This window comes from Acinetobacter yuyunsongii (assembly GCF_041021915.1).
Lineage (GTDB): Bacteria > Pseudomonadota > Gammaproteobacteria > Pseudomonadales > Moraxellaceae > Acinetobacter.
Genome location: NZ_CP157435.1, coordinates 2,164,690 through 2,184,181, shown reverse-complemented (window position 1 = coordinate 2,184,181; position 19,492 = coordinate 2,164,690). Strand labels below are relative to the sequence as shown.

At 40.5% G+C, this 19,492-nt stretch carries 16 protein-coding genes; 11 read left to right on the top strand and 5 right to left on the bottom strand.

All coding sequences use genetic code 11. The annotated features are described in order from the left end of the window. Positions 1–9: 9 nt before the first annotated feature. The 5 genes from mreC (at position 10) to ABLB98_RS10420 (ending at position 3,704) form a co-directional block, all read left to right on the top strand. Positions 10–867 carry a rod shape-determining protein MreC gene (gene mreC / locus ABLB98_RS10440; protein WP_005161943.1) on the top strand — a complete coding sequence of 286 codons (858 nt, stop codon included), beginning with the start codon at positions 10–12 and terminating at the stop codon, positions 865–867. Continuing rightward, positions 854–1,345, top strand: coding sequence for a rod shape-determining protein MreD (mreD, locus tag ABLB98_RS10435; protein WP_348882257.1), 492 nt, complete (start codon positions 854–856; stop codon positions 1,343–1,345). The genes mreC and mreD overlap by 14 nt, the downstream gene beginning before the upstream one ends. Continuing rightward, positions 1,333–1,893 carry a Maf-like protein gene (locus ABLB98_RS10430; RefSeq protein WP_348882255.1) on the top strand — a complete coding sequence of 187 codons (561 nt, stop codon included), beginning with the start codon at positions 1,333–1,335 and terminating at the stop codon, positions 1,891–1,893. Before mreD ends, ABLB98_RS10430 begins: the two co-directional genes overlap by 13 nt. A gap of 48 nt (positions 1,894–1,941) precedes the next feature. Further along, complete coding sequence (gene rng / locus ABLB98_RS10425) at positions 1,942–3,396, top strand: ribonuclease G (RefSeq protein ID WP_348882254.1); 1,455 nt, start codon at positions 1,942–1,944, stop codon at positions 3,394–3,396. 134 nt (positions 3,397–3,530) lie between these two features. Further along, entirely contained in the window at positions 3,531–3,704 is a 174-nt protein-coding gene (locus ABLB98_RS10420) for a PA1571 family protein (RefSeq protein ID WP_004664584.1), read from the top strand. A 40-nt stretch (positions 3,705–3,744) separates the two neighbouring features. Here the strand turns inward: ABLB98_RS10420 and ABLB98_RS10415 are convergent, their stop codons facing one another. Both ABLB98_RS10415 and ABLB98_RS10410 read right to left on the bottom strand, forming a co-directional pair. Then, positions 3,745–5,130 carry a wax ester/triacylglycerol synthase family O-acyltransferase gene (locus tag ABLB98_RS10415; protein ID WP_348882251.1) on the bottom strand — a complete coding sequence of 462 codons (1,386 nt, stop codon included), beginning with the start codon at positions 5,128–5,130 and terminating at the stop codon, positions 3,745–3,747. 183 nt (positions 5,131–5,313) lie between these two features. Next, a complete protein-coding gene (locus ABLB98_RS10410) occupies positions 5,314–6,048 on the bottom strand; it encodes a phosphoadenylyl-sulfate reductase (protein WP_348882249.1) in 735 nt (244 codons plus the stop codon). Positions 6,049–6,220: 172 nt separating this feature from the next. On the opposite strand from ABLB98_RS10410, the gene thrH reads away from it, so the two are divergent. Continuing rightward, positions 6,221–6,838 carry a bifunctional phosphoserine phosphatase/homoserine phosphotransferase ThrH gene (thrH, locus tag ABLB98_RS10405; protein WP_087543234.1) on the top strand — a complete coding sequence of 206 codons (618 nt, stop codon included), beginning with the start codon at positions 6,221–6,223 and terminating at the stop codon, positions 6,836–6,838. A gap of 86 nt (positions 6,839–6,924) precedes the next feature. Here the strand turns inward: thrH and ABLB98_RS10400 are convergent, their stop codons facing one another. Further along, on the bottom strand, positions 6,925–8,199 hold the full coding sequence (locus ABLB98_RS10400) for a transporter (protein WP_348882248.1): 1,275 nt from the start codon (positions 8,197–8,199) through the stop codon (positions 6,925–6,927). A 297-nt stretch (positions 8,200–8,496) separates the two neighbouring features. After that, positions 8,497–9,723: an outer membrane protein transport protein gene (locus tag ABLB98_RS10395; RefSeq protein WP_348882247.1), complete on the bottom strand. Its 1,227-nt coding sequence runs from the start codon at positions 9,721–9,723 to the stop codon at positions 8,497–8,499. Positions 9,724–10,210: 487 nt separating this feature from the next. Here ABLB98_RS10395 and kdpA point away from each other — a divergent pair, with 487 nt between their 5' ends. The 5 genes from kdpA to ABLB98_RS10370 are packed head-to-tail and all read left to right on the top strand — an operon-like array spanning position 10,211 to position 17,959. Then, entirely contained in the window at positions 10,211–11,908 is a 1,698-nt protein-coding gene (gene kdpA, locus ABLB98_RS10390) for a potassium-transporting ATPase subunit KdpA (protein WP_348882246.1), read from the top strand. A 16-nt stretch (positions 11,909–11,924) separates the two neighbouring features. Continuing rightward, entirely contained in the window at positions 11,925–13,937 is a 2,013-nt protein-coding gene (kdpB, locus tag ABLB98_RS10385; protein ID WP_348882244.1) for a potassium-transporting ATPase subunit KdpB, read from the top strand. Between the two features lie 9 nt (positions 13,938–13,946). Next, on the top strand, positions 13,947–14,582 hold the full coding sequence (kdpC, locus tag ABLB98_RS10380; protein ID WP_348882242.1) for a potassium-transporting ATPase subunit KdpC: 636 nt from the start codon (positions 13,947–13,949) through the stop codon (positions 14,580–14,582). Positions 14,583–14,594: 12 nt separating this feature from the next. Continuing rightward, positions 14,595–17,243 (top strand): sensor histidine kinase KdpD, encoded by a 2,649-nt coding sequence (locus ABLB98_RS10375; protein WP_348882241.1) that lies wholly within the window; start codon positions 14,595–14,597, stop codon positions 17,241–17,243. A gap of 11 nt (positions 17,244–17,254) precedes the next feature. Then, positions 17,255–17,959 (top strand): response regulator transcription factor, encoded by a 705-nt coding sequence (locus ABLB98_RS10370; RefSeq protein WP_348882240.1) that lies wholly within the window; start codon positions 17,255–17,257, stop codon positions 17,957–17,959. A gap of 52 nt (positions 17,960–18,011) precedes the next feature. Here ABLB98_RS10370 and ABLB98_RS10365 read toward each other — a convergent pair whose 3' ends face one another. Beyond that, positions 18,012–19,472: a coniferyl aldehyde dehydrogenase gene (locus tag ABLB98_RS10365; RefSeq protein WP_348882239.1), complete on the bottom strand. Its 1,461-nt coding sequence runs from the start codon at positions 19,470–19,472 to the stop codon at positions 18,012–18,014. Between the last annotated feature and the right edge of the window lie 20 nt (positions 19,473–19,492).

Genomic DNA, 19,492 nt, shown 5'->3' with positions numbered 1-19,492 from the left:
GACTAGGCGGTGCAACCGAATCTTTTTTCAAGACAACCGCCATCTTTTCGCTCATTTATTATTGCGGTTATTTCATGTTTGGTGGTGCTTTTCTTTGATTGGCGCATGCCCTATGTGATTCAACCTGCAAGAGATGTCTTGTATGCAGCGTATAATCCAATTTATGCGCTGGCAAGTTATCCTGTATTGTCGCGAGAATGGCTGAACCAACAAACCAAATCTGAAACTCAATTGCGCCGTGAAAATACCGCAATGCAGGCTGAACTCCTTCAAGCTCAAGTTCGACTCCAAAAACTTTCAGAACTCTCCGCGGAAAATAACCGTTTAAGGGGGCTTTTGGATACGCCATTGATTATTGATGGTCGTATGCAAATTGCAGAAGTGATTGGAACCGATGCCGACCCATTACGCCATATTATTATCATTAACCGTGGCTCTGTGGATCACTTAAAAGTTGGACAAACTGTTCTCGATGATAAAGGGATTATGGGACAACTGATTAATGTGTACCCGCATAGTTCTCGTATCATGTTGTTATCAGATAAAGAACATTCGCTGTCTGTGCGTTTAGAACGGACAGGAATGCGTGCGATTGTATCTGGAACAGGTGATTTAGGTCGCCTAAAAATGGAATATGTTCCGACGAGCGCCAACATCCAAGTGGGCGATAAAGTATTTAGTTCGGGTTTGGGTGAACATTTTCCTGCGGGCTATTTGGTGGGTACTGTTTCTAAGGTTAGCCGTCATACTTCAGGTGAGTTTGCAGAAATTGATGTTATTCCTGCGGCACAGCTTGCCAGTGGTCATCATGTGGTAGTGTTATTTTCAGAATCTTTAGCGCAGGAGCAACCTTATGCCGATCGCTAGATTGAGTTTTGAAAAACGTAAAGATCCACTTTGGATGATTATCATCTCAATTATTATCGGGTCAGTTCTTTTAGTTTATCCAATTGCTTACGAAGCTTCAGGATGGCGACCATCAATTATGTTGATGACAATGCTGTTCTGGATTCTTTATCAACCTAGTTGGTGCGGGGTTTGGTTCGCCTTTGGAGTGGGGATTTTCACTGATTTATTGTTAGATGCGCCTTTGGGTTTAAATGCACTAAGTTTTGTTTTGATTACGTTTGGTACGCGTTATTTTATTCGTGAACGTCGAATTTTAACTTTCGCGAACTCATGGGTAATCGCTGTACTTGCAATTATTGCACACTTAACCTTTTTGTGGATGAGTCAAACAATATCGAGTACACATTTTTCAATAGCGCGACATTGGCAACCGCTTGTTAGTAGCGTGATAGGATGGCCGATGGTTTATTACTGCTTACAAAAATGGCGCGCATAATTTTAGCTTCGAGTTCACCTCGTCGTAAAGAACTGCTACAACAGTTAGGTCTGGACTTTGAAATATATAGTCCAGATATCGATGAAAGTGTCCGAGAAAGTGAAATTGTTGAACACTATGTTGAACGATTGGCGAGAGCAAAGGCACATGCTGTTCTAGGTTTATTTCCTGATGCAATTGTGATTGCTGCGGATACCAGTTTAAGTTTTGCAGGTAAGATCATTGGAAAACCACAATCAAAGCAGCACGCATTTGAAATCTGGTCAATAATTTCTGGGCAATGGCATGATGTGTACTCTGGAATTTGTGTGGCAAGCTCTGTCCAATGCTTAAGTAAAGTGGTTAGAACTCAAGTCGAGTTGCAACAGTTAAGTCATACCGAAATGGAAAAATATTGGGCAACGGGTGAACCTGTTGGAAAAGCAGGGGCGTATGCAATCCAAGGGATCGCAGCTCAATACATTCCCCAAATTCGGGGGAGTTATAGTAATGTGGTCGGTTTACCCTTGTACGAAACAGCACTGTTATTAGAAAGCGTTAAAATTTAAAGTAGACACTTTCGGATATAAGAATTTTTATAAAATTTTGAGTGGATTATGGCAGAAGAATTGCTAATTAACGTCACACCGATGGAGTGTCGTGTGGCTTTAATTGAAAATGGTACGGTCAATGAATTATTTGTTGAGCGTACTGTAAAACGTGGTTTAGTGGGTAATATTTATAAAGGTAAAGTGGTACGTGTACTGCCGGGTATGCAAGCTGCTTTTGTTGATATTGGATTGTCTCGGACTGCTTTTTTACATATCAATGATATGGTCTGGTCACGTTCGCAACCTACCCCAAATGTTTTTGAGCTTCTACATCCGGGACAGATGTTGACGGTTCAAGTGATGAAAGACATGTTGGGAACTAAGGGTGCACGTCTAAGCACAGATCTTTCTATCCCATCGCGTTATCTAGTATTAATGCCTTATGGTAATCATATCGGTGTATCACAACGTATTGAATCAGAAGAAGAGCGTGATCGACTTCGTAGCATGATTGAACGCATTCAGACCGAACACAGCTTACCGGGTAGTGTGATCGTTCGCACCGCAGCGGAAGGTGTAGATGAAGCTGCGATTGCACAAGATATGTGTTATTTGAGTAAGCTTTGGGAGTATATTCAACGTAAGCAAAAAGAAGTTGCGACACCTGAACTTATTTTTGAAGAATTACCTTTACCACAACGAATTGTCCGTGATTTAGCCAGTGATGAAACGGCAAAAATTTATGTCGATTCTCGTGAGATTCATGCCAAGTTAAGTGAGTTTGTGCAGGAGTTTGTGCCAACGATTGAAAATCGTCTGATTCACTATCCCGGCGAAAAGCCACTTTTCGATTTGTATAACGTCGAAGAAGATATTCAAAAAGCGTTGCAGACCCGTGTCGCACTTAAGTCAGGCGGCTATCTGATGATAGATCAGACTGAAGCCATGACCACCATTGATGTGAATACAGGCTCTTATGTGGGTGGCCGTAGTTTAGAAGACACTGTATTTAAAACCAATATGGAAGCGACACAAGTCATTGCGAGACAACTTCGTCTACGTAATTTGGGTGGCATTATCATTATTGATTTTATTGACATGCAAGAGCTTGAGCATCGACAAGAGGTCATGCGTCAGTTTGAACGTATGCTTGAACGTGATCATGCCAAAACAAAAATCACCCAAGTTTCAGAGTTAGGCTTGGTTGAAATGACACGTAAACGTACACGTGAGTCTTTAGAACATTTATTATGTGAGTCATGCCCAACTTGTCAGGGACGTGGATATGTAAAGACAGCAGAGACAGTATGTTACGAGATATTTCGAGAAATTTTGCGTTATGCCCGTGCATTTGATTCCAAGAATGGCTTTACTGTCGTTGCACATCCAGCAGTGATTGATCGGCTACTCACAGCAGAAGCCCCAGCCGTGGCCGATTTGGAACATTTCATTAATCGCGTGATTAAATTTCAGGTCGAAAATCTGTATACGCAAGAGCAATACGATATCATTTTAAGCTAAAGTTGTAACAATATTTCGCTTAATCCTTGTTACAACTGAAATTTTACTTTCGATCACAAATTTTAAATACTAGAACCATAGAATGAGCCATAGGTATCTTGAGTACCTTAGCAAATAATATGAGGTATATAATTATGAATGTGAGCGAAAGATTAGTGAATCATGGTTTTAAGCATGTTTTAGACAGTAATCCAGTCAACACATGTTATATGGTTGATAGCCAAGGTAAAGAGGTCCAAATTACTACGGCAATGATCCGTTTAGCATGCCATCAACTATTACAGCGTTGTCGTACAATTAAAAAATAAGGGGCGATTTAAAGCCCCTTAATTCTTTTCAGTACGATGCTTAATTTACAACTTTCTGTTGTGGCTGATCTTGAATGACTTGCTCATAGCGTTGAATTTCATCTTCTAGATGAGCGAGAAGAGTTTGCATTTTTGGCACCGTATTACGACATGCAATCAAACCTACTTCTAACTTATCTAAATAACTTGTCATTGTAATATTTAGTGCTTGGCCATCCATGACGATTGAAGCAGGGTAGAGCGCATCCAATTTTGCGCCATTCCAATATAATGGTTCACGTGGACCTGGTACATTCGAAATCACTAGATTAAATGCCTGACGTTTCGGTAACATTCCTGAAGCGATGTTTAAACCTGCTGGTCCATAGACTAATGCACTATAGTTCAGGATTTCATTTGCAGTCATGCGGTTAAAACGCTGCTTTGAATTCTGTACGCTACGGCGAATAATTTCTAAACGTTCAATTGGGTCTGCAATATGAGTGGCTAGGTTTGCCAAAATCATGGTAATACGATTGCTGAAATCAGAATCATCGCTACGCAATGAAGCAGGAACCATCGCAATCAAAGGTTTTTTGGGCAAACTATTTTGATTAATCAAATATTCACGTAATGCACCAGAGCAAACTGCTAGTACTACGTCATTGAGTGTTACACCAAGTGTTTTAGCGATAAGGCGGAAACGTTCCAACTCAAAAGATTGTGCAGCAAAACGGCGAGAAGAACTCACACGTTGGTTTAAGATCGATGGTGGTGCTTGAAATGTTGAGACATAATCAGGATTTTTCCCGATTTCCTTAAATAAGGTTTGTGAAAGTTCGTGCATCACTTTAGGTGCAACTTCACACTGTGATTTAATCGTATCCAAGACTCCTCTGATTTTACTTGCAGTAGGGGCCTTGGGTGCCTTTAAGCGTTTAGTTCGCTTCCCTTCGACACACCATAATGGTACGACATGCTTTTCATTTGGGTCTTTGGAGAGTGATTTTTCGATCAATCGCATTCCTGCAACACCATCCACCATCGCATGGTGAATTTTGAAATACATGGCAAAACGATTACCTTCAATGCCTTCAATAATGTCGCATGTCCATAGTGGTTTAGCACGGTCAATCAAGGAACTGTGTTGCTGTGAAATATAGACCAATAGTTCACGAATACGCCCTGGATTTGGTAACGCGATATGACGGAAATGATGATCGATATCGAATTCAGGATCTTCACCCCAGAATAATCCTGTCAGTTGATTGTTAAATGGAGGAACCGGAATACTCTTCGATTGACGGATATCTTGAACAAGATCATGTACGAATGTCGGAGATGCATTTTCTGGGATTTCAAATAAAAATAATCCGCCTACATGCATAGGTTGCTGTCTTTTCTCTAATGAAAGAAAAATAAAATCAATAGGGTGTAATGGGCGCATAGCAGATATAGCCTCTCATTGCATTTTTTATAAGATACTCTTTGAGCTCTTATTAGAATTATTGAACCGTCGTGTAAAGTATATACGGTTTGGTCTGGTTAAAATATGACTTTGTACAAGGTAGTCAGAAAAAATAAAACCACTGATGAATCAGTGGTTTTTATATACCAAATCTGCTAGGAATTATTTTTTGAGATTGCCCGAGTGTAATCCGCACTCTTTATGAGTTGCTTCTTCCCACCACCAACGACCTTCACGTTCATGTTGGTTTGGTAATACAGCACGAGTACATGGTTCACAACCAATTGAAATAAAACCACGTTCGTGCAGCGGGTTATATGGAATTTCCATCATTCGAATATAACTCCATACATCTGCACTGCTCCAATTTGCAAGCGGATTATATTTAATCAATTGCTTGCCTTCACCTGAAAATCCAACATCCGTTTGAACCACGGGAATCTCATTACGTGTGCCTGGACTTTGATCTTTACGTTGACCTGTAATCCAACCATCCAAAGTCGCTAATTTTTTACGTAAAGGTTGTACTTTACGAACGCCACAGCATTCCTGATGACCATCTTCAAAAAAGCTAAATAAACCCTTTTCATTTACCAACTGCTGTACAGCAGCGGATTCAGGGAAGCAAATTTCGATCTTAATATTGTAATGTTTACGCACAGTTTCAATAAATTGATAGGTTTCTGCATGTAAACGCCCTGTATCTAAACTAAATACACGGAATGGTTTACCAAGACGCGAAGCAATATCAATTAATACAACATCTTCAGCACCAGAAAATGAAATTGCAATTTCGCCTTCTTGGCTTAAAGCAAGCTCTAAAATTTCTCGTGGTGATTTATCTGAATATTCAGCAGCGAGCGCATCTACAAGGTCAATAGTCGGAATAACAGTCATAGGTGTTCCTGGCGAAAGGCTTGGGTACAATTGTAAATCATTCTAAGCAAAGCCATTTGCTTGTCTTCGATTTTAATCTTGCAGAATAAAATCGTTTTATTTAACAACAGCGCAAAAAATGAAAATCTTAATGGTATGATACAGCAATTTTTAATCAACATTGGATGCATTCATGGAAATCGTATGCCTAGACCTTGAAGGGGTACTTGTACCAGAAATCTGGATTAACTTTGCCAAGAAAACAGGAATTAAAGAATTAGAAGCGACGACGCGCGATATTCCAGATTATGATGTTTTAATGACTCAACGTTTAAACATTTTAAAAGAGCATGGTTTGGGTTTAAATGATATTCAAGCTGTGATTGCTGATATGGGACCATTTGAAGGTGCAAAAGAATTTGTTGAATGGGTACGTACACATTTTCAACTGATTATTTTATCTGATACTTTTTATGAGTTTGCACATCCATTGATGAAACAACTGGGTTGGCCAACGATTTTCTGTCACAAACTTGAAACTGATGAAAATGGCATGATTACGGCATATAAATTACGCCAGCCTGATCAGAAGCGTCAGGCGGTGAAAGCATTACATGGTTTAAATTTCCGTGTGATTGCTGCAGGTGACTCTTATAATGATACGACCATGTTGGGTGAAGCGGATCATGGTTTCTTATTTGATGCGCCAGAAAATGTGATTGCTGAATTCCCACAGTTTCCACCTTTGCATGGCTATGAGGCACTAAAACAGGCGATTCGTGCTGTTTCACAACGCGATATTCCAGAATAATTAAAATTTCTAAGCTTTTTATGAAAGGTAAAGGAAATTTAAAAATAAAAGGCGCTTCTAAGCGCCTTTTATTTTTTTACTATTGATTAGAATTTATAACCAATTTTCAAACCATAAGCGATGGCATTATTGTCTTCGAATTCAGCAACATAACCAGGAGTGTTGAATTGAGAACCTGATTGAGCTTTAGCATCTCCTAACCAGAAATACTTTACACCACCAGCAATAAAGTAATTCGGGGCAGGGCTATATTGAACTCCTAGGCCTACATTCCAATAACCTTCTGTTGGTCCGAGTGTTGTAACTGGGTTACCTGCACCAGAATCCCAACCAACAGATACATTACCAGCCCAATGATCATTGACTTTACGGCCTACGCCAGCAGTTACAGAATATTGGTCGTCAGCATAAGCCACTAGATCAAAGCCGTCTTTTTTACCAGTTGAGTCTACAACTAGTTTTTGTTGTGATGCAAAACCAAATTTAGGAGGTCGTACTGAGAAATCTTTCCAATTGACCCAACGTAAATTAGCAAAAGCAATCGTATTTGCCATAATTCCTGTTTGGAAATCTAAATTGACCGATTGTGGTGTTGTAATGTCTGTATTCTCATTGGGTAAAGCATTTAGACCATTAAATAACCCAGCACTCTTAAAATGTTCAGTCGTTTCAGCTGAATGCTTTATTTTTGAACGATATGTTGCAGATGCTTTTAACGCAATTTCTGGAATTTGATATGCAGCACCAGCTAACCAGCCCAATTCACCATTTTCCTTAGTAATAAAATTATAGCCACCGAAGGTCGCACTACCCCCGTATGCTGTGCCTCGAAGTTGTACATCGACAGTTACGGTCTGATAGACAGGACCCGCATATAAGTTGAAATTCTTATTTGGCTGAAAACCAAAAATTAATGATAAATTTTGTGTATCAACTTTAGCGCTAGTTGTTTCAATACCATTATGGAATGTACCTTGTCCTGCTAAAGCTGCAGGTAATGTGTTTGGAAGTTTTTCTGGAGTTAGAGAATATTTTGCTTTTGAGCCAAAAGGTTGGTCGTAAATTAAACCAAATGAAAATTGATCTGTAACTTGAAGTTTGAGTGCAGCTTGGACAGTCTGGTACGATTCTGCCATCTCACCGACTGAAGCATTTGAAATTGGTGAACCAATAAATGGATAATTATCTTTGGTTTTACCTGATACATTTGGATCAAGAACTGAAATACCTGCTTCAAAATAGTTGCCTGCTTGTAAAAAAGGGGCAATAGATTGACCTGAACGGTCTAAAGCTGCTGCAAAAGCTGAAGTGGTTGGGAGTAAGCTAAGTAAAAGAGCGTGCTGAATCGCATTAATCTTCATTGGTATTTTCTCTCATATCACTCTGTAACAAGAATGTTGCGAAAAGTAACATAATTTTTATGGCTCAAAATATTTTACAAATGTCCATAAATGAACTGATAAAGTCATGAAAATTTCTTGAGAAGTGTAGTGTTATATACTATTCGGTTTATTTGTAAATTCTTATTAATACTTTGATTAATCATGTTTTTCTATATTTTAAGAATAATCCATAATAAATTTTTAACAGTATTTATTTTTAGCATAGCAATAAAAAAAGACCATCAAATGATGGTCTTTTTTTATTGGATGTGTTGATTAGAAACGGTAACCGATTTTCATACCATATGCGATTGCATGGTTATCGGTGAAGTCTGCAAGATAGTTATCGGTGTTAAATTGAGCAGCAGATTGTGCTTTAGCATCACCTAACCAGAAGTATTTCACACCACCTGCGATAAAGTAGTTGTCCGCAGGTGAGTATTGAACACCAAGACCTACGTTCCAATAACCTTCAGTTGGACCAAGGGTGGATACAGGGTTACCAGCACCAGAGTCCCAACCCACAGAGACATTACCTGCCCATTTATCATTTAGTTTGCGACCTACACCTACAGTTGCAGAAATTTGGTCATCTGTATAAGCAATTAAATCAAAGCCATTTGGTTGACCAAGAGATGGACCTGCAACACCACTAGCAACACCAAAAGCATAAGGGCGAATCGCGAAATCTTTCCAGTTTACCCAGCGTACATTTGCAAAAGCAACAGTATTTGCCATGATGCCAGTTTGTAAATCTAAATTAACAGATTGCGGTGTTGTGATATCTGTTGAGCCAGTTGCTGGTTTACCTGCTAGAGCTGGATTATTGATAATGCTAGGAACAGGATTGGCTGAAGGAATAGCACTTTCTTTAATATTAACAGAATGTTCGATTTCTGAACGGTATGTTAGGGAGGCTTTTAGGGCAATCTCTGGAATTTGGTAAGCAATACCTGCTAACCAACCAGCAGCAGAGTCTTCTGGAATATCGGCATTATAGCCACCAAAAGCATTTATCCCACCATAACCAGCACCACGTAATTGCACGCCACCTTTTACAGTTTGGTATACGCCACCTGCATAAAGATTAACGTTCTTAATCGGTTGAACACCAAAAAGCATAGAAATATTTTGTGTGTCAACTTCAACTTTTGTATTACCTGCAGCATTAGTAAATAATGTTGAATCGTGATATTCAGCATCTGCACCAAATGGTTGATCATAAATCAAACCAAATGATAAATAATCCGTTAATTGTAACTTGAGAGCAGCATTGTAAAATTGATAATCTCCACCCATGTCACTAATATTTTGACTACCAGTTGCAGCTGTAGATTGACCTTTTACTGTTGGATCTAGAACCGAAATACCAGCTTCGAAATAATTGCCTGGTTGTAGAAAAGCAGACACAGACTGACCAGAACGGTCTAATGCTGCTGCAAATACTCCAGTTGCAGGTAGCGTCGCTAAGATCATGGCAGTGCTAAGATGTTTTAATTTCATTTTAAATCTTTCCTTGAACTTCAAGATTTTTTAGGTAGAGAAGCTATCATTGATAAGCCAAATCATTTACGACACATGATTTGCTATAACTCCATGTAACAAAAATACCATAATTAAAATAAGAGTAAATGTTCTAAATGAACTACTCAGTACGATTGATTACATGAAAATGCACAAAAAAATGCTATTTAAATTTGTATGCATTTGTGTTTTGTTGGTAATATATTGATAAATATAAAGTATTGCTAATAATTTAAGGTGTTTTGTTTTTGCATTTCTTTTTAATTTTTTTTTAATAAGGTCAAAGATTTTTTGTAAAAATTAAGAAATTTTTCTCCATAATTTTTTTTAAAGCATTCTTTGGCATTACAGAGAAGAGTTTAGGAATAATTTTACGCAAAATTTACGTCTACTGGTTTTTTCAATATAGAGAATTTACGCTCTCAATTTCCATACTAATGATGACCTATTTTAAATGGCATTTGCTATGTGGGAATTTATTACTGTATTTGTCTTTTCATTGTTGTTGGCTTATCCGCTCGGACACTATCTTGCGGATGTAATGCAAGCCAAACCAATGAAAAGTGACGCTTTGTTTAAATGGATTGAGCAACCGATTTATGCGCTACTCGGTGTCAAGCGCAGTGGGATGAACTGGCGGCAATATTTAACCGCATTTGTGCTCAGTAATATTTTACTGCTTGCTGCAAGTGTCACTATTTTAATGACACAGGCATGGCTACCATTGAATCCTGATCATATCCCGAATATGAATTGGGATTTGGCTTTACATACCACCATTTCATTTCTGACCAATACCAACCAGCAGCATTACTCGGGGCAGTCTCAACTCTCTTATCTATCGCAAATGACCGTGATTGTAGGATTGCAATATTTGTCGCCACTTATGGGGCTTGCCTTATTAGTCGCAATGTTAAGAGCATTATTTTTACAATCAGCTCAACAACAAGACCTAGATCAAAACAAATGGAATCTTATTAATTTGGGTAACTACTGGATGGATATCATCCGACCATTGTTTAGATTCTTTATTCCACTTGGTTTAATTTTTTCTTTACTGCTCACTTTTCAAGGTGTGCCAGCAACCTTATCTGCGGGGTCAACAGCGCAAGTTTTAGAGCAAAGCACAGAAGTCAAAATTCAACATATTCCACTCGGCCCAGTTGCACCGATGGTGGCGATTAAACAACTAGGTAGTAACGGTGGCGGTTGGTATGGCCCAAACAGTAGTGTGCCTTTAGAAAATCCAACACCACTGTCGAATGTGATTGAGATGATCGCGATTTTACTGATTCCACTTTCTGCGGTGTTTATGGTTGGACGTTTTATTCAACGTAAAAAACTGATGTGGATGATTTTTGGCAGCATGTTGCTAATGTCTCTTTCTTCAACGCTATTGACCCTGTGGGCTGAAAAATCTTCGCTCACTCCAAATACTGCTTTGATGGAAGGGAAGGAAATGCGTTTCGGTGCTGAAGCATCGGCATTGTGGGGAAGCTTGACCACACAAGTGAATAATGGCTCAGTCAATATGATGCATGACTCTGCCTCACCCCTCACGGGATTGGTTGAACTGTGCAATATGTTGATCAATGCCATTTGGGGCGGCATAGGGTGTGGGCTATTACAGTTCTTCATTTATCTGTTTTTAGCGGTATTTATTGCAGGCTTGATGACTGGGCGTACCCCTGAATTGTTTGGTCGAAAAATTGAAGTCACTGAAATTAAGTTATTAGCACTGGTGATTCTTTTACAACCTGTGGTGATTCTTGGTTTGACTGCGATTGCTATTGCATTCCCATCCATGACAGGGAATTCCAATCTCGCATTTCACGGCATTAGCCAAGTGTTTTATGAGTATGTCTCCGCTTATGCCAACAATGGTTCGGGTTTTGAAGGTTTAGGTGATAGCACGCTTTGGTGGAACCTAAGTGCTAGTGTTGCTTTATTGGCAGGGCGTTATAGCGTGTTGATCATTCCAGTTTTAATTGCAGTCAGTTTAGCAACCAAACCGCAAGCAGCCGAAAGCAAAGGTTCTTTACAGATCGAATCTCCAACCTTTGCCCTGACTTTAATCGGGATCGTGCTGATTCTGACCTTATTGCAATTTATGCCCGTGTTGGTGATTGGGCCAATTGCTGACTATTTGTCGATAAAAGTTTAAGCGTGGAGCAAGCACAATGAAACATTCAAATGCGACACAACAGATGGATATTTTGAATAAAGAAATTATTCAGCAAACTTTCCATAAATTGCTGCCTCAACACGCGTTTAAAAATCCAGTGATGGCATGTGTGTGGGTGGGAACAGTTTTAACCCTTGTTGCCACTTTGATGGGTAATGCCAGTTTTGGTTTTGGCTTAGTCCTAAGCTTGATTTTATTGGTCACGGTCTTATTTGCTAATTATGCCGAGGCGGTTGCAGAAGCCAAAGGACGTGGACAAGCAGCATCTTTACGTCAGGCTCGTGAAAACTTAACTGCAAATCGTATTCTTGATTTAAATGCCATCCCGACAGTGATTTCTGCAAATTTACTGAAAAAGGATGATCTCGTCATCGTCAAAGCAGGTGAAATTGTTCCTGCGGATGGTGAAATTATTCAGGGTTTTGCCACGATCAATGAATCAGCGGTTACAGGTGAATCTGCGCCCGTACTGCGTGAAGCCAATACTGACCGTTCAGGTGTGATTGGCGGCACTAAGGTTTTGTCAGATGAAATTATTATTCGAGTCAGTAATGAAGCAGGGCATAGCTTCTTGGACCGTATGATTGCCTTGGTGGAAGGTGCCAACCGTCAAAAGACACCAAATGAGATCGCATTGAGTATCTTACTCAATATTATGACCATCACCTTTATTGTGGTGGTGCTGACTTTACCTGTTATGGGATCAATGGTCGGGATCAAAATCAGTCTAGTCTTGTTGATTGCCCTGTTGGTCTGTTTGATTCCAACTACGATTGGCGGCTTACTGCCTGCGATCGGGATTGCGGGAATGAATCGTGCTTTAAAAGCCAATGTCTTAGCAAAATCAGGGAAAGCGGTTGAAGTTGCAGGTGATATTGATGTGTTGCTGTTGGATAAAACAGGCACGATCACCTATGGCGACCGTCAAGCCACTGCTTTTTATCCATTGGCTGGCGTAAGTGCAAGTGAATTACGTCAAGCAGCAATGTTGACCTCTTTTGCTGACCCAACGCCTGAAGGGAAGTCGGTCATCAGCCTTGGCAAAGAATTAGGTGAAAGTATCCAAGAGCCGAAAGATGCTGAGTTCATTCAATTTAGTGCATCAACACGTCTCTCTGGAGTGAATCTCGCCACTGGGCAAACCATTCGTAAAGGTGCAGTAGATGCTATTCTTAACTTTACCAACCAAGAAATCAAAGACAACATTGAGCTTAAAACCCGTGTGGAACAAGTCGCTTCTAAAGGTGCGACACCATTGGTCGTGGCTTCGAATCATAATATTTTAGGCGTGATTGAACTGTCGGATGTGATTAAACAAGGCATTAAAGAACGCTTTGCACTGTTACGTGAGATGGGCATCAAAACCATTATGGTCACTGGAGACAATCCATTGACTGCTGCTGCGATTGCTGCCGAAGCAGGGGTGGATGACTATATTGCGGAAGCGAGACCTGAGGATAAATTGGCGTGCATTCGTAAAGAGCAAACAGCAGGAAAATTGGTCGCAATGGTCGGTGATGGTACCAATGATGCACCAGCCTTGGCACAGGCAGATATTGGTTTAGCTATGAACTCAGGTACTCAAGCAGCCAAAGAAGCGGGCAATATGGTGGATTTAGATTCTGATCCGACCAAATTGTTAGATGTGGTTGAAATTGGTAAGCAGCAACTCATCACCCGTGGAGCGTTAACCACATTCTCGTTAGCCAATGACGTGTCTAAGTATTTTGTGATTTTACCTGCATTGTTTGCGGTGGCAATTCCACAACTTGGGGTATTGAATATTTTGCAACTCAGTAGTCCAAGCAGTGCCGTGATTTCTGCATTGATCTTTAATGCCTTGATCATTCCAATGCTGATTCCATTGGCACTCAAAGGTGTTCAATTCAAACCTGCCAGTGCGCTGCAATTGTTACGCCGTAATATGCTGATTTACGGTGTAGGTGGGGTCATTTTTCCATTTATTGTGATCAAGCTCATTGACCTTGTTGTGTCTTTGTGGATTTAGGAGTGAGAAATGAATACTTTATTGAAGCATGAGCAATTGAACCAAAAAAATCTTCAATTATCGAATCCTGTTCATTCGGTTTTACGCCCAAGCCTCGGTTTGGTTACGGTTGGTTTCTTGATTGCAGGCATGTTGTACGCTACAGCAAGTGTTTCGATTGCGCAGTTGATTTTTCCGAAACAAGCCAATGGCAGTGTCATTGAACTGAATGGTAAAGTAGTGGGGTCAAGTTTGGTAGGGCAAAACTTTGTTAGTGAACCATATTTCCATGGACGACCGAGTGCGGTAAGTTACAGTGTTGATGGGATGGCGGGGAGTAATTTAGCAATCTCTAATCCTGATTTACAAACACAAATTAAAGAGCGAACAGTGCGATTTGCCCAGACTAATCATATTACTGAGCAACACGTGCCGAACGAGATGGTAACGGCATCGGGCAGCGGGATTGACCCTGATATTTCACCTGAAAGTGCTTTATTACAGGTGAAACGAGTGGCACAGCAACGTCATTTACCTGAGCAACACGTTCGTGATTTGGTACAACAACAAATTCAGCCTGCACAGTTCGGCATATATGGGCAAGCGCGAGTCAATGTGTTGCAGTTAAATTTAGCCTTAGATCAATTGTCATCGACCACACGTTGATAGAGCGTAATTATGCAGATCGACCGAAACAATAAAGCAGATGCATGGTTGGCACATAGTCAACGTGAACAATCTGGACGTTTGACCATTTTCTTGGGTGCAGCACCTGGGGTAGGGAAAACCTATGCCATGCTGACCCGAGCGCATGAACTGACGCAACAAGGGCAGCATGTGATGGTGGGCGTGGTCGAAACGCATGGTCGAGCTGATACCGAACGTTTGATTCAAGGGTTGAATGTTATTCCAAGAAAGTCTGTGGAATATCAGGGGCGAATGTTGGAAGAGATGGATCTCGACCAAATTCTTAAATTAAAGCCTCAAATTGTGCTTGTTGATGAATTGGCCCATCGCAATGTACCCAATAGTCGGCATGAATATCGTTGGCAGGATGTCAATGAGTTGTTGGATGCAGGCATTGATGTCTATAGCACCTTAAATATTCAGCATTTGGAAAGTCTGAATGATGTGGTTTTTCAAATTACGGGGATTCGGGTCACTGAAACTGTCCCCGATGCATTACTGAAACGTTTGAAAGACATTCGACTGGTTGATTTACCTGTTCCTGAATTATTAGAACGAATGAATCATGGCAAGATTTATTTCGCCGATGTTGCACCCCATGCATTACAAGGTTTTTTTAAAGTTGCGAATTTGACAGCGTTACGTGATCTGGCAATTCAAACTGTTGCAGAGCAAGTCGATATTGATTATCGAGAAAAATTTGTTGCGCAAGGGCAGATCATCCCGATTCAAAATCACGTCATGTTGGCAATTGATGGTTCTGAATTCTCTGAAGATTTGGTACGCCGTGCGCATCGAATTGCAGAAAGGCGCAATGCAACGTGGAGCGTCATTTCAATTCAAAGAAGTAAGGTTGAAACGCCCCAAGCCTTTGCAGTGACGAAGGCTTTTAATCTAGCGCGTAAGCTCGGTGCCGATACCTATTTGCTGTATAGCAATCATATTGCATCGACCATTTTAGAGGCGGCTTATGATTATGGTGCATCTAATATTTTGCTCGGAAAAAGCCCTCAAAAATCGTTATGGCAGCGCCTATTTTCAGATCATATTGCCGATCAACTCTTAGAGAAACAGCATCCTTTTGAAATCACCTTTGTTCAGCCTTTAAAAGCCAAAAATAATGAAAAGCATTTGCAGAAAGATGTGGCGCATTCATCTTGGCTGGAACAAGGCTTGGCGTTTAATCAACGTGAAGTTTTTGAAAGTATTATCATTGTATTGCTAGGATTGATTGTGGCTGCAATCAGTGATCATTTTATTGGGTATAATGATTTAGCCTTAATTTTTATTGTGACCGTATTACTGGTTGCGATACGCGCACGCATGTTGATTACAATTATCAGCGTATTCATTTGTTTTCTACTCTACAACTACTTTTTTATCGAACCTCGCTTTACCTTTATGATCAGTGCTGAACGCGGCGTGATTACCATTATCACGTTCATTATTTCAGCCTTACTGGTCGGGCGTTTAGCCAACCAATTACGTGCTCAGGTGTTGAGTTTACGCGCAGCAAATTCAGTCTCGTTACAATTACAAGAATTAGAGCGCAAGCTATCGACCTGTGTAGATATTGAACAGGTGTTAAATGTCGCCAAACAACATTTAGAAACTTCATTAAATGCCACGGTCTGGTTAAAAGTTGAAAATCAGTCCTTAGGTGATCCATCCGTCTTAAATGAAAAAGATCAAATTGCCGCAGATTGGACGCAAAAGAATGCGAAACCCTGTGGACGTTTTACCAATACCCTGACCAATTCTGAATGGTGGTTCATTCCGCTGAATTTAGTTAAAGAATATGGCGTGATTGCAATTCGGTTTCATCTAAACGCTCAAAGCATTAGTTTTGAATTGCAACGTTTAACTGAGTTGATGATTGAAGATATTGCGCAAACTGTTGCCCGGGTTCAGCTCTCTTTACAGTTAGAAAATTCTAGAGTAGTGGCTGAAACGGAAAAGCTCCGCTCCGCCTTGCTGTCTTCGGTCTCGCATGATTTACGTTCACCCTTAGCCGCGATGATTGGTTCAGCAGATACCCTTAAATATTATGGCGAACAGATGCCTGAAAGTGATCGCCATGAATTATTAGACACCATTCACATTGAAGGGGAACGATTAGATCGTTATATACAAAACCTATTGGATATGACTCGATTAGGTCATCAGGGTTTGACTTTAAGTCGTGCTTGGATCGGTGCAGATGAGCTGATTGGCTCGGCAACTCAACGACTGAAACGCTATCAGCCTGAGGTGAAAATCGAAGTTGCTTTGGCGGAAGAACTTCCGCAATTGTATGTGCATCCTGCTTTGATTGAACAAGCCATTTTTAATGTTTTGGAAAATGCAGCCAAGTTCTCACCAGAGAATGTTCCGATTGAAATAAAGATTCAGCAACAGGAACAATTTCTGCAAATTGACATTATCGACCAAGGGATTGGCATTCCCGAAGAGGAACGCCAGCAAATCTTTGATATGTTCTACACCATGCAACGCGGTGATCGAGGAAAAACGGGGACAGGTTTAGGACTGGCGATTGTCAAAGCCATTATTGGCGCTCATATGGGTAGTATTGAAGCTTTTGCTGGAACAGATGGTCAAGGCACCTTAATTCGCATACGATTACCGTTACATCAGGATTAAAATTATTATTTATGCCGCAAACAACCCATCCGAATGCATCAATTTTAATTATTGATGATGAACCGCAAATTCGAAAATTTTTGGACATTGCTTTACGTGCGCAAGGTTATCAGGTGCATGTTGCTGAAAATGGCATGAAAGGCTTAGAAATTTTGGCAACCCGTGGTGCGGATTTACTGATTTTAGATTTGGGTTTGCCAGATATGGAAGGACAGCAGGTGTTGACCGAGATGAGACTCTGGTCGGACATTCCTGTGATTGTGTTATCTGCACGCCCTGATGAAAATCAAAAAATTAAATTGCTCGATGCAGGTGCGAATGATTATGTGACCAAACCGTTTAGCATTCAGGAATTATGTGCCCGTATTCGCGTGATGTTTCGTAATAAACCACAACAGTCTGAACAGAATATTGTATTTGATGATGGTCAATTATCTGTGGATGTGGCTGAACATGTGGTGACATTTGCTCAGGAAGAAATCGTCCTCACCAAAAAAGAATTTCAACTGTTAGCACTATTGATTCGCCATCAGGGGAAGATTGTTACGCAAAAGCAAATTATGACCGAGTTATGGGGCATTAGCCATGAAGAAGATACCCATTATCTTCGAATCTTGGTGAAAAAACTCCGCAGCAAAATTGGAGATTCTGCAGTCACTCCAAAATATATTTTTACCATCGCAGGCGTGGGGTTACGTTTTCAAGGACAATCCTAAATTGAAAATAAAAAGAGAGTTTGCAAAACTCTCTTTCTGACGAATAAACCATTTATTTTAAGTTTGTGTCGCCTTTTTTCAAGAAGAAACTCAAAGCAAGTTTTTGCACCCAAGTGCCATAAGGTGGATAGAATAATTGCGTTGGGAAGAAGGGATGGCGAGCAAAAACCGTTTTCGCATGTGAAAGCTCACGGAAACCTTCTTCACCGTGATAAGTCCCCATACCAGAGTTACCAATACCACCAAATGGTGCATCATGGTTGACCACATGCCAACCCCAATCATTGATCGTGACACCACCTGAATGAGTTTGTTTTAAGATGTGGTCACGTTCAGTTGAATCATGTGTGAAACAATAGAGTGCTAGAGGTCGTTCACCTGCTTTGATATAGGCGATCGCGTCATCAAGGCTATCGTAAGCCACTACGGGCAATACTGGGCCAAACAGCTCTTCTTTGAGAATACGCATGTCGGGTGTGCAATTCAGCACAATATGTACAGGCATACGACGTGCATCTTTATCACGATCATATTCGGCACAGGCAATAATTTGAGCACCTTTGGCTTTGGCATCGTCTAGGATTTCTAATAAACGTTTGAAATGGCGATCATTGACGATAGAGGTGTAGTTAGAATTATTGCTGATGTTACTGCCATACATCGCCGTAAAATTCTTTTTACATTCTTCTGCAAACTGATTCACTTGTTCTTTGGGTACAAGTGCATAGTCAGGTGCAACACAGATTTGCCCACAATTGGTTGCCTTACCATGCAATACCCGTTTAGCTGCATCGGCTAATGGATAATGACGGCTGACAAGCGCAGGGGATTTACCGCCTAATTCTAATGTGACAGGCGTTAGGTTTTCTGCTGCTGCACGCATTACCACTCGACCAATTGCAGGTGAACCAGTAAATACAATATGGTTAAAAGGGAGTGATGTGAATTGTGCAGGATTAAGAATTTCTTCACCGAAAATACAAACTTCATCTTCAGAAAAAACTTCAGCCAGCATACGTCTCAGCACTGCATTGGTTGCAGGCGTAATCTCGGGTAGTTTAATCATGACTCGATTGCCCGCAGCGATTGCCGCAACCAATGGGCCAAGTGCTAAATAAACAGGGAAGTTCCACGGCACAATCACGCCGACCACACCTTTCGGTTGATATTGGACAGCCAGACGGTTTGATAAAAACAGTAATTCAGTACGGCGTTTACTTGGACGCATCCATTTACGTAAATGTCGAATGGCATGTTCTGCTTCCAAAACTGAGCCTAATAAATCCAATAATTTTGATTCATCTACTGATCGAGAACTAAAGTCGCTATTGATGGCAGCAGCGATAACATCTTGGTAACGAATAATTTGTTTTTTAAGTTTGAATAATTTTGTACGTCGAGCATCGAGATCAGGATATGGATGCGCATCAAAAGCAGCACGTTGTTGGGCGAATACCAAGCGCATATGTTTAGTTGCCGAGTCGCTAAATTCCTGCGAATGAGAAAGTGTCATTGTTGCTCCTTCCATGCTTA

Excerpts from the sequence above, each read along its gene's own strand:
- kdpC (WP_348882242.1), top strand. The coding sequence starts at position 13,947 with ATGAATACTTTATTGAAGCATGAGCAATTGAACCAAAAAAATCTTCAA.
- ABLB98_RS10430 (WP_348882255.1), top strand. The coding sequence starts at position 1,333 with ATGGCGCGCATAATTTTAGCTTCGAGTTCACCTCGTCGTAAAGAACTG.
- ABLB98_RS10395 (WP_348882247.1), bottom strand. The coding sequence starts at position 9,723 with ATGAAATTAAAACATCTTAGCACTGCCATGATCTTAGCGACGCTACCT.
- ABLB98_RS10370 (WP_348882240.1), top strand. The coding sequence starts at position 17,255 with ATGCCGCAAACAACCCATCCGAATGCATCAATTTTAATTATTGATGAT.
- ABLB98_RS10410 (WP_348882249.1), bottom strand. The coding sequence starts at position 6,048 with ATGACTGTTATTCCGACTATTGACCTTGTAGATGCGCTCGCTGCTGAA.
- ABLB98_RS10365 (WP_348882239.1), bottom strand. The coding sequence starts at position 19,472 with ATGACACTTTCTCATTCGCAGGAATTTAGCGACTCGGCAACTAAACAT.
- ABLB98_RS10415 (WP_348882251.1), bottom strand. The coding sequence starts at position 5,130 with ATGCGCCCATTACACCCTATTGATTTTATTTTTCTTTCATTAGAGAAA.
- ABLB98_RS10375 (WP_348882241.1), top strand. The coding sequence starts at position 14,595 with ATGCAGATCGACCGAAACAATAAAGCAGATGCATGGTTGGCACATAGT.
- thrH (WP_087543234.1), top strand. The coding sequence starts at position 6,221 with ATGGAAATCGTATGCCTAGACCTTGAAGGGGTACTTGTACCAGAAATC.
- mreD (WP_348882257.1), top strand. The coding sequence starts at position 854 with ATGCCGATCGCTAGATTGAGTTTTGAAAAACGTAAAGATCCACTTTGG.
- ABLB98_RS10420 (WP_004664584.1), top strand. The coding sequence starts at position 3,531 with ATGAATGTGAGCGAAAGATTAGTGAATCATGGTTTTAAGCATGTTTTA.
- kdpB (WP_348882244.1), top strand. The coding sequence starts at position 11,925 with ATGAAACATTCAAATGCGACACAACAGATGGATATTTTGAATAAAGAA.
- ABLB98_RS10400 (WP_348882248.1), bottom strand. The coding sequence starts at position 8,199 with ATGAAGATTAATGCGATTCAGCACGCTCTTTTACTTAGCTTACTCCCA.
- kdpA (WP_348882246.1), top strand. The coding sequence starts at position 10,211 with ATGTGGGAATTTATTACTGTATTTGTCTTTTCATTGTTGTTGGCTTAT.
- rng (WP_348882254.1), top strand. The coding sequence starts at position 1,942 with ATGGCAGAAGAATTGCTAATTAACGTCACACCGATGGAGTGTCGTGTG.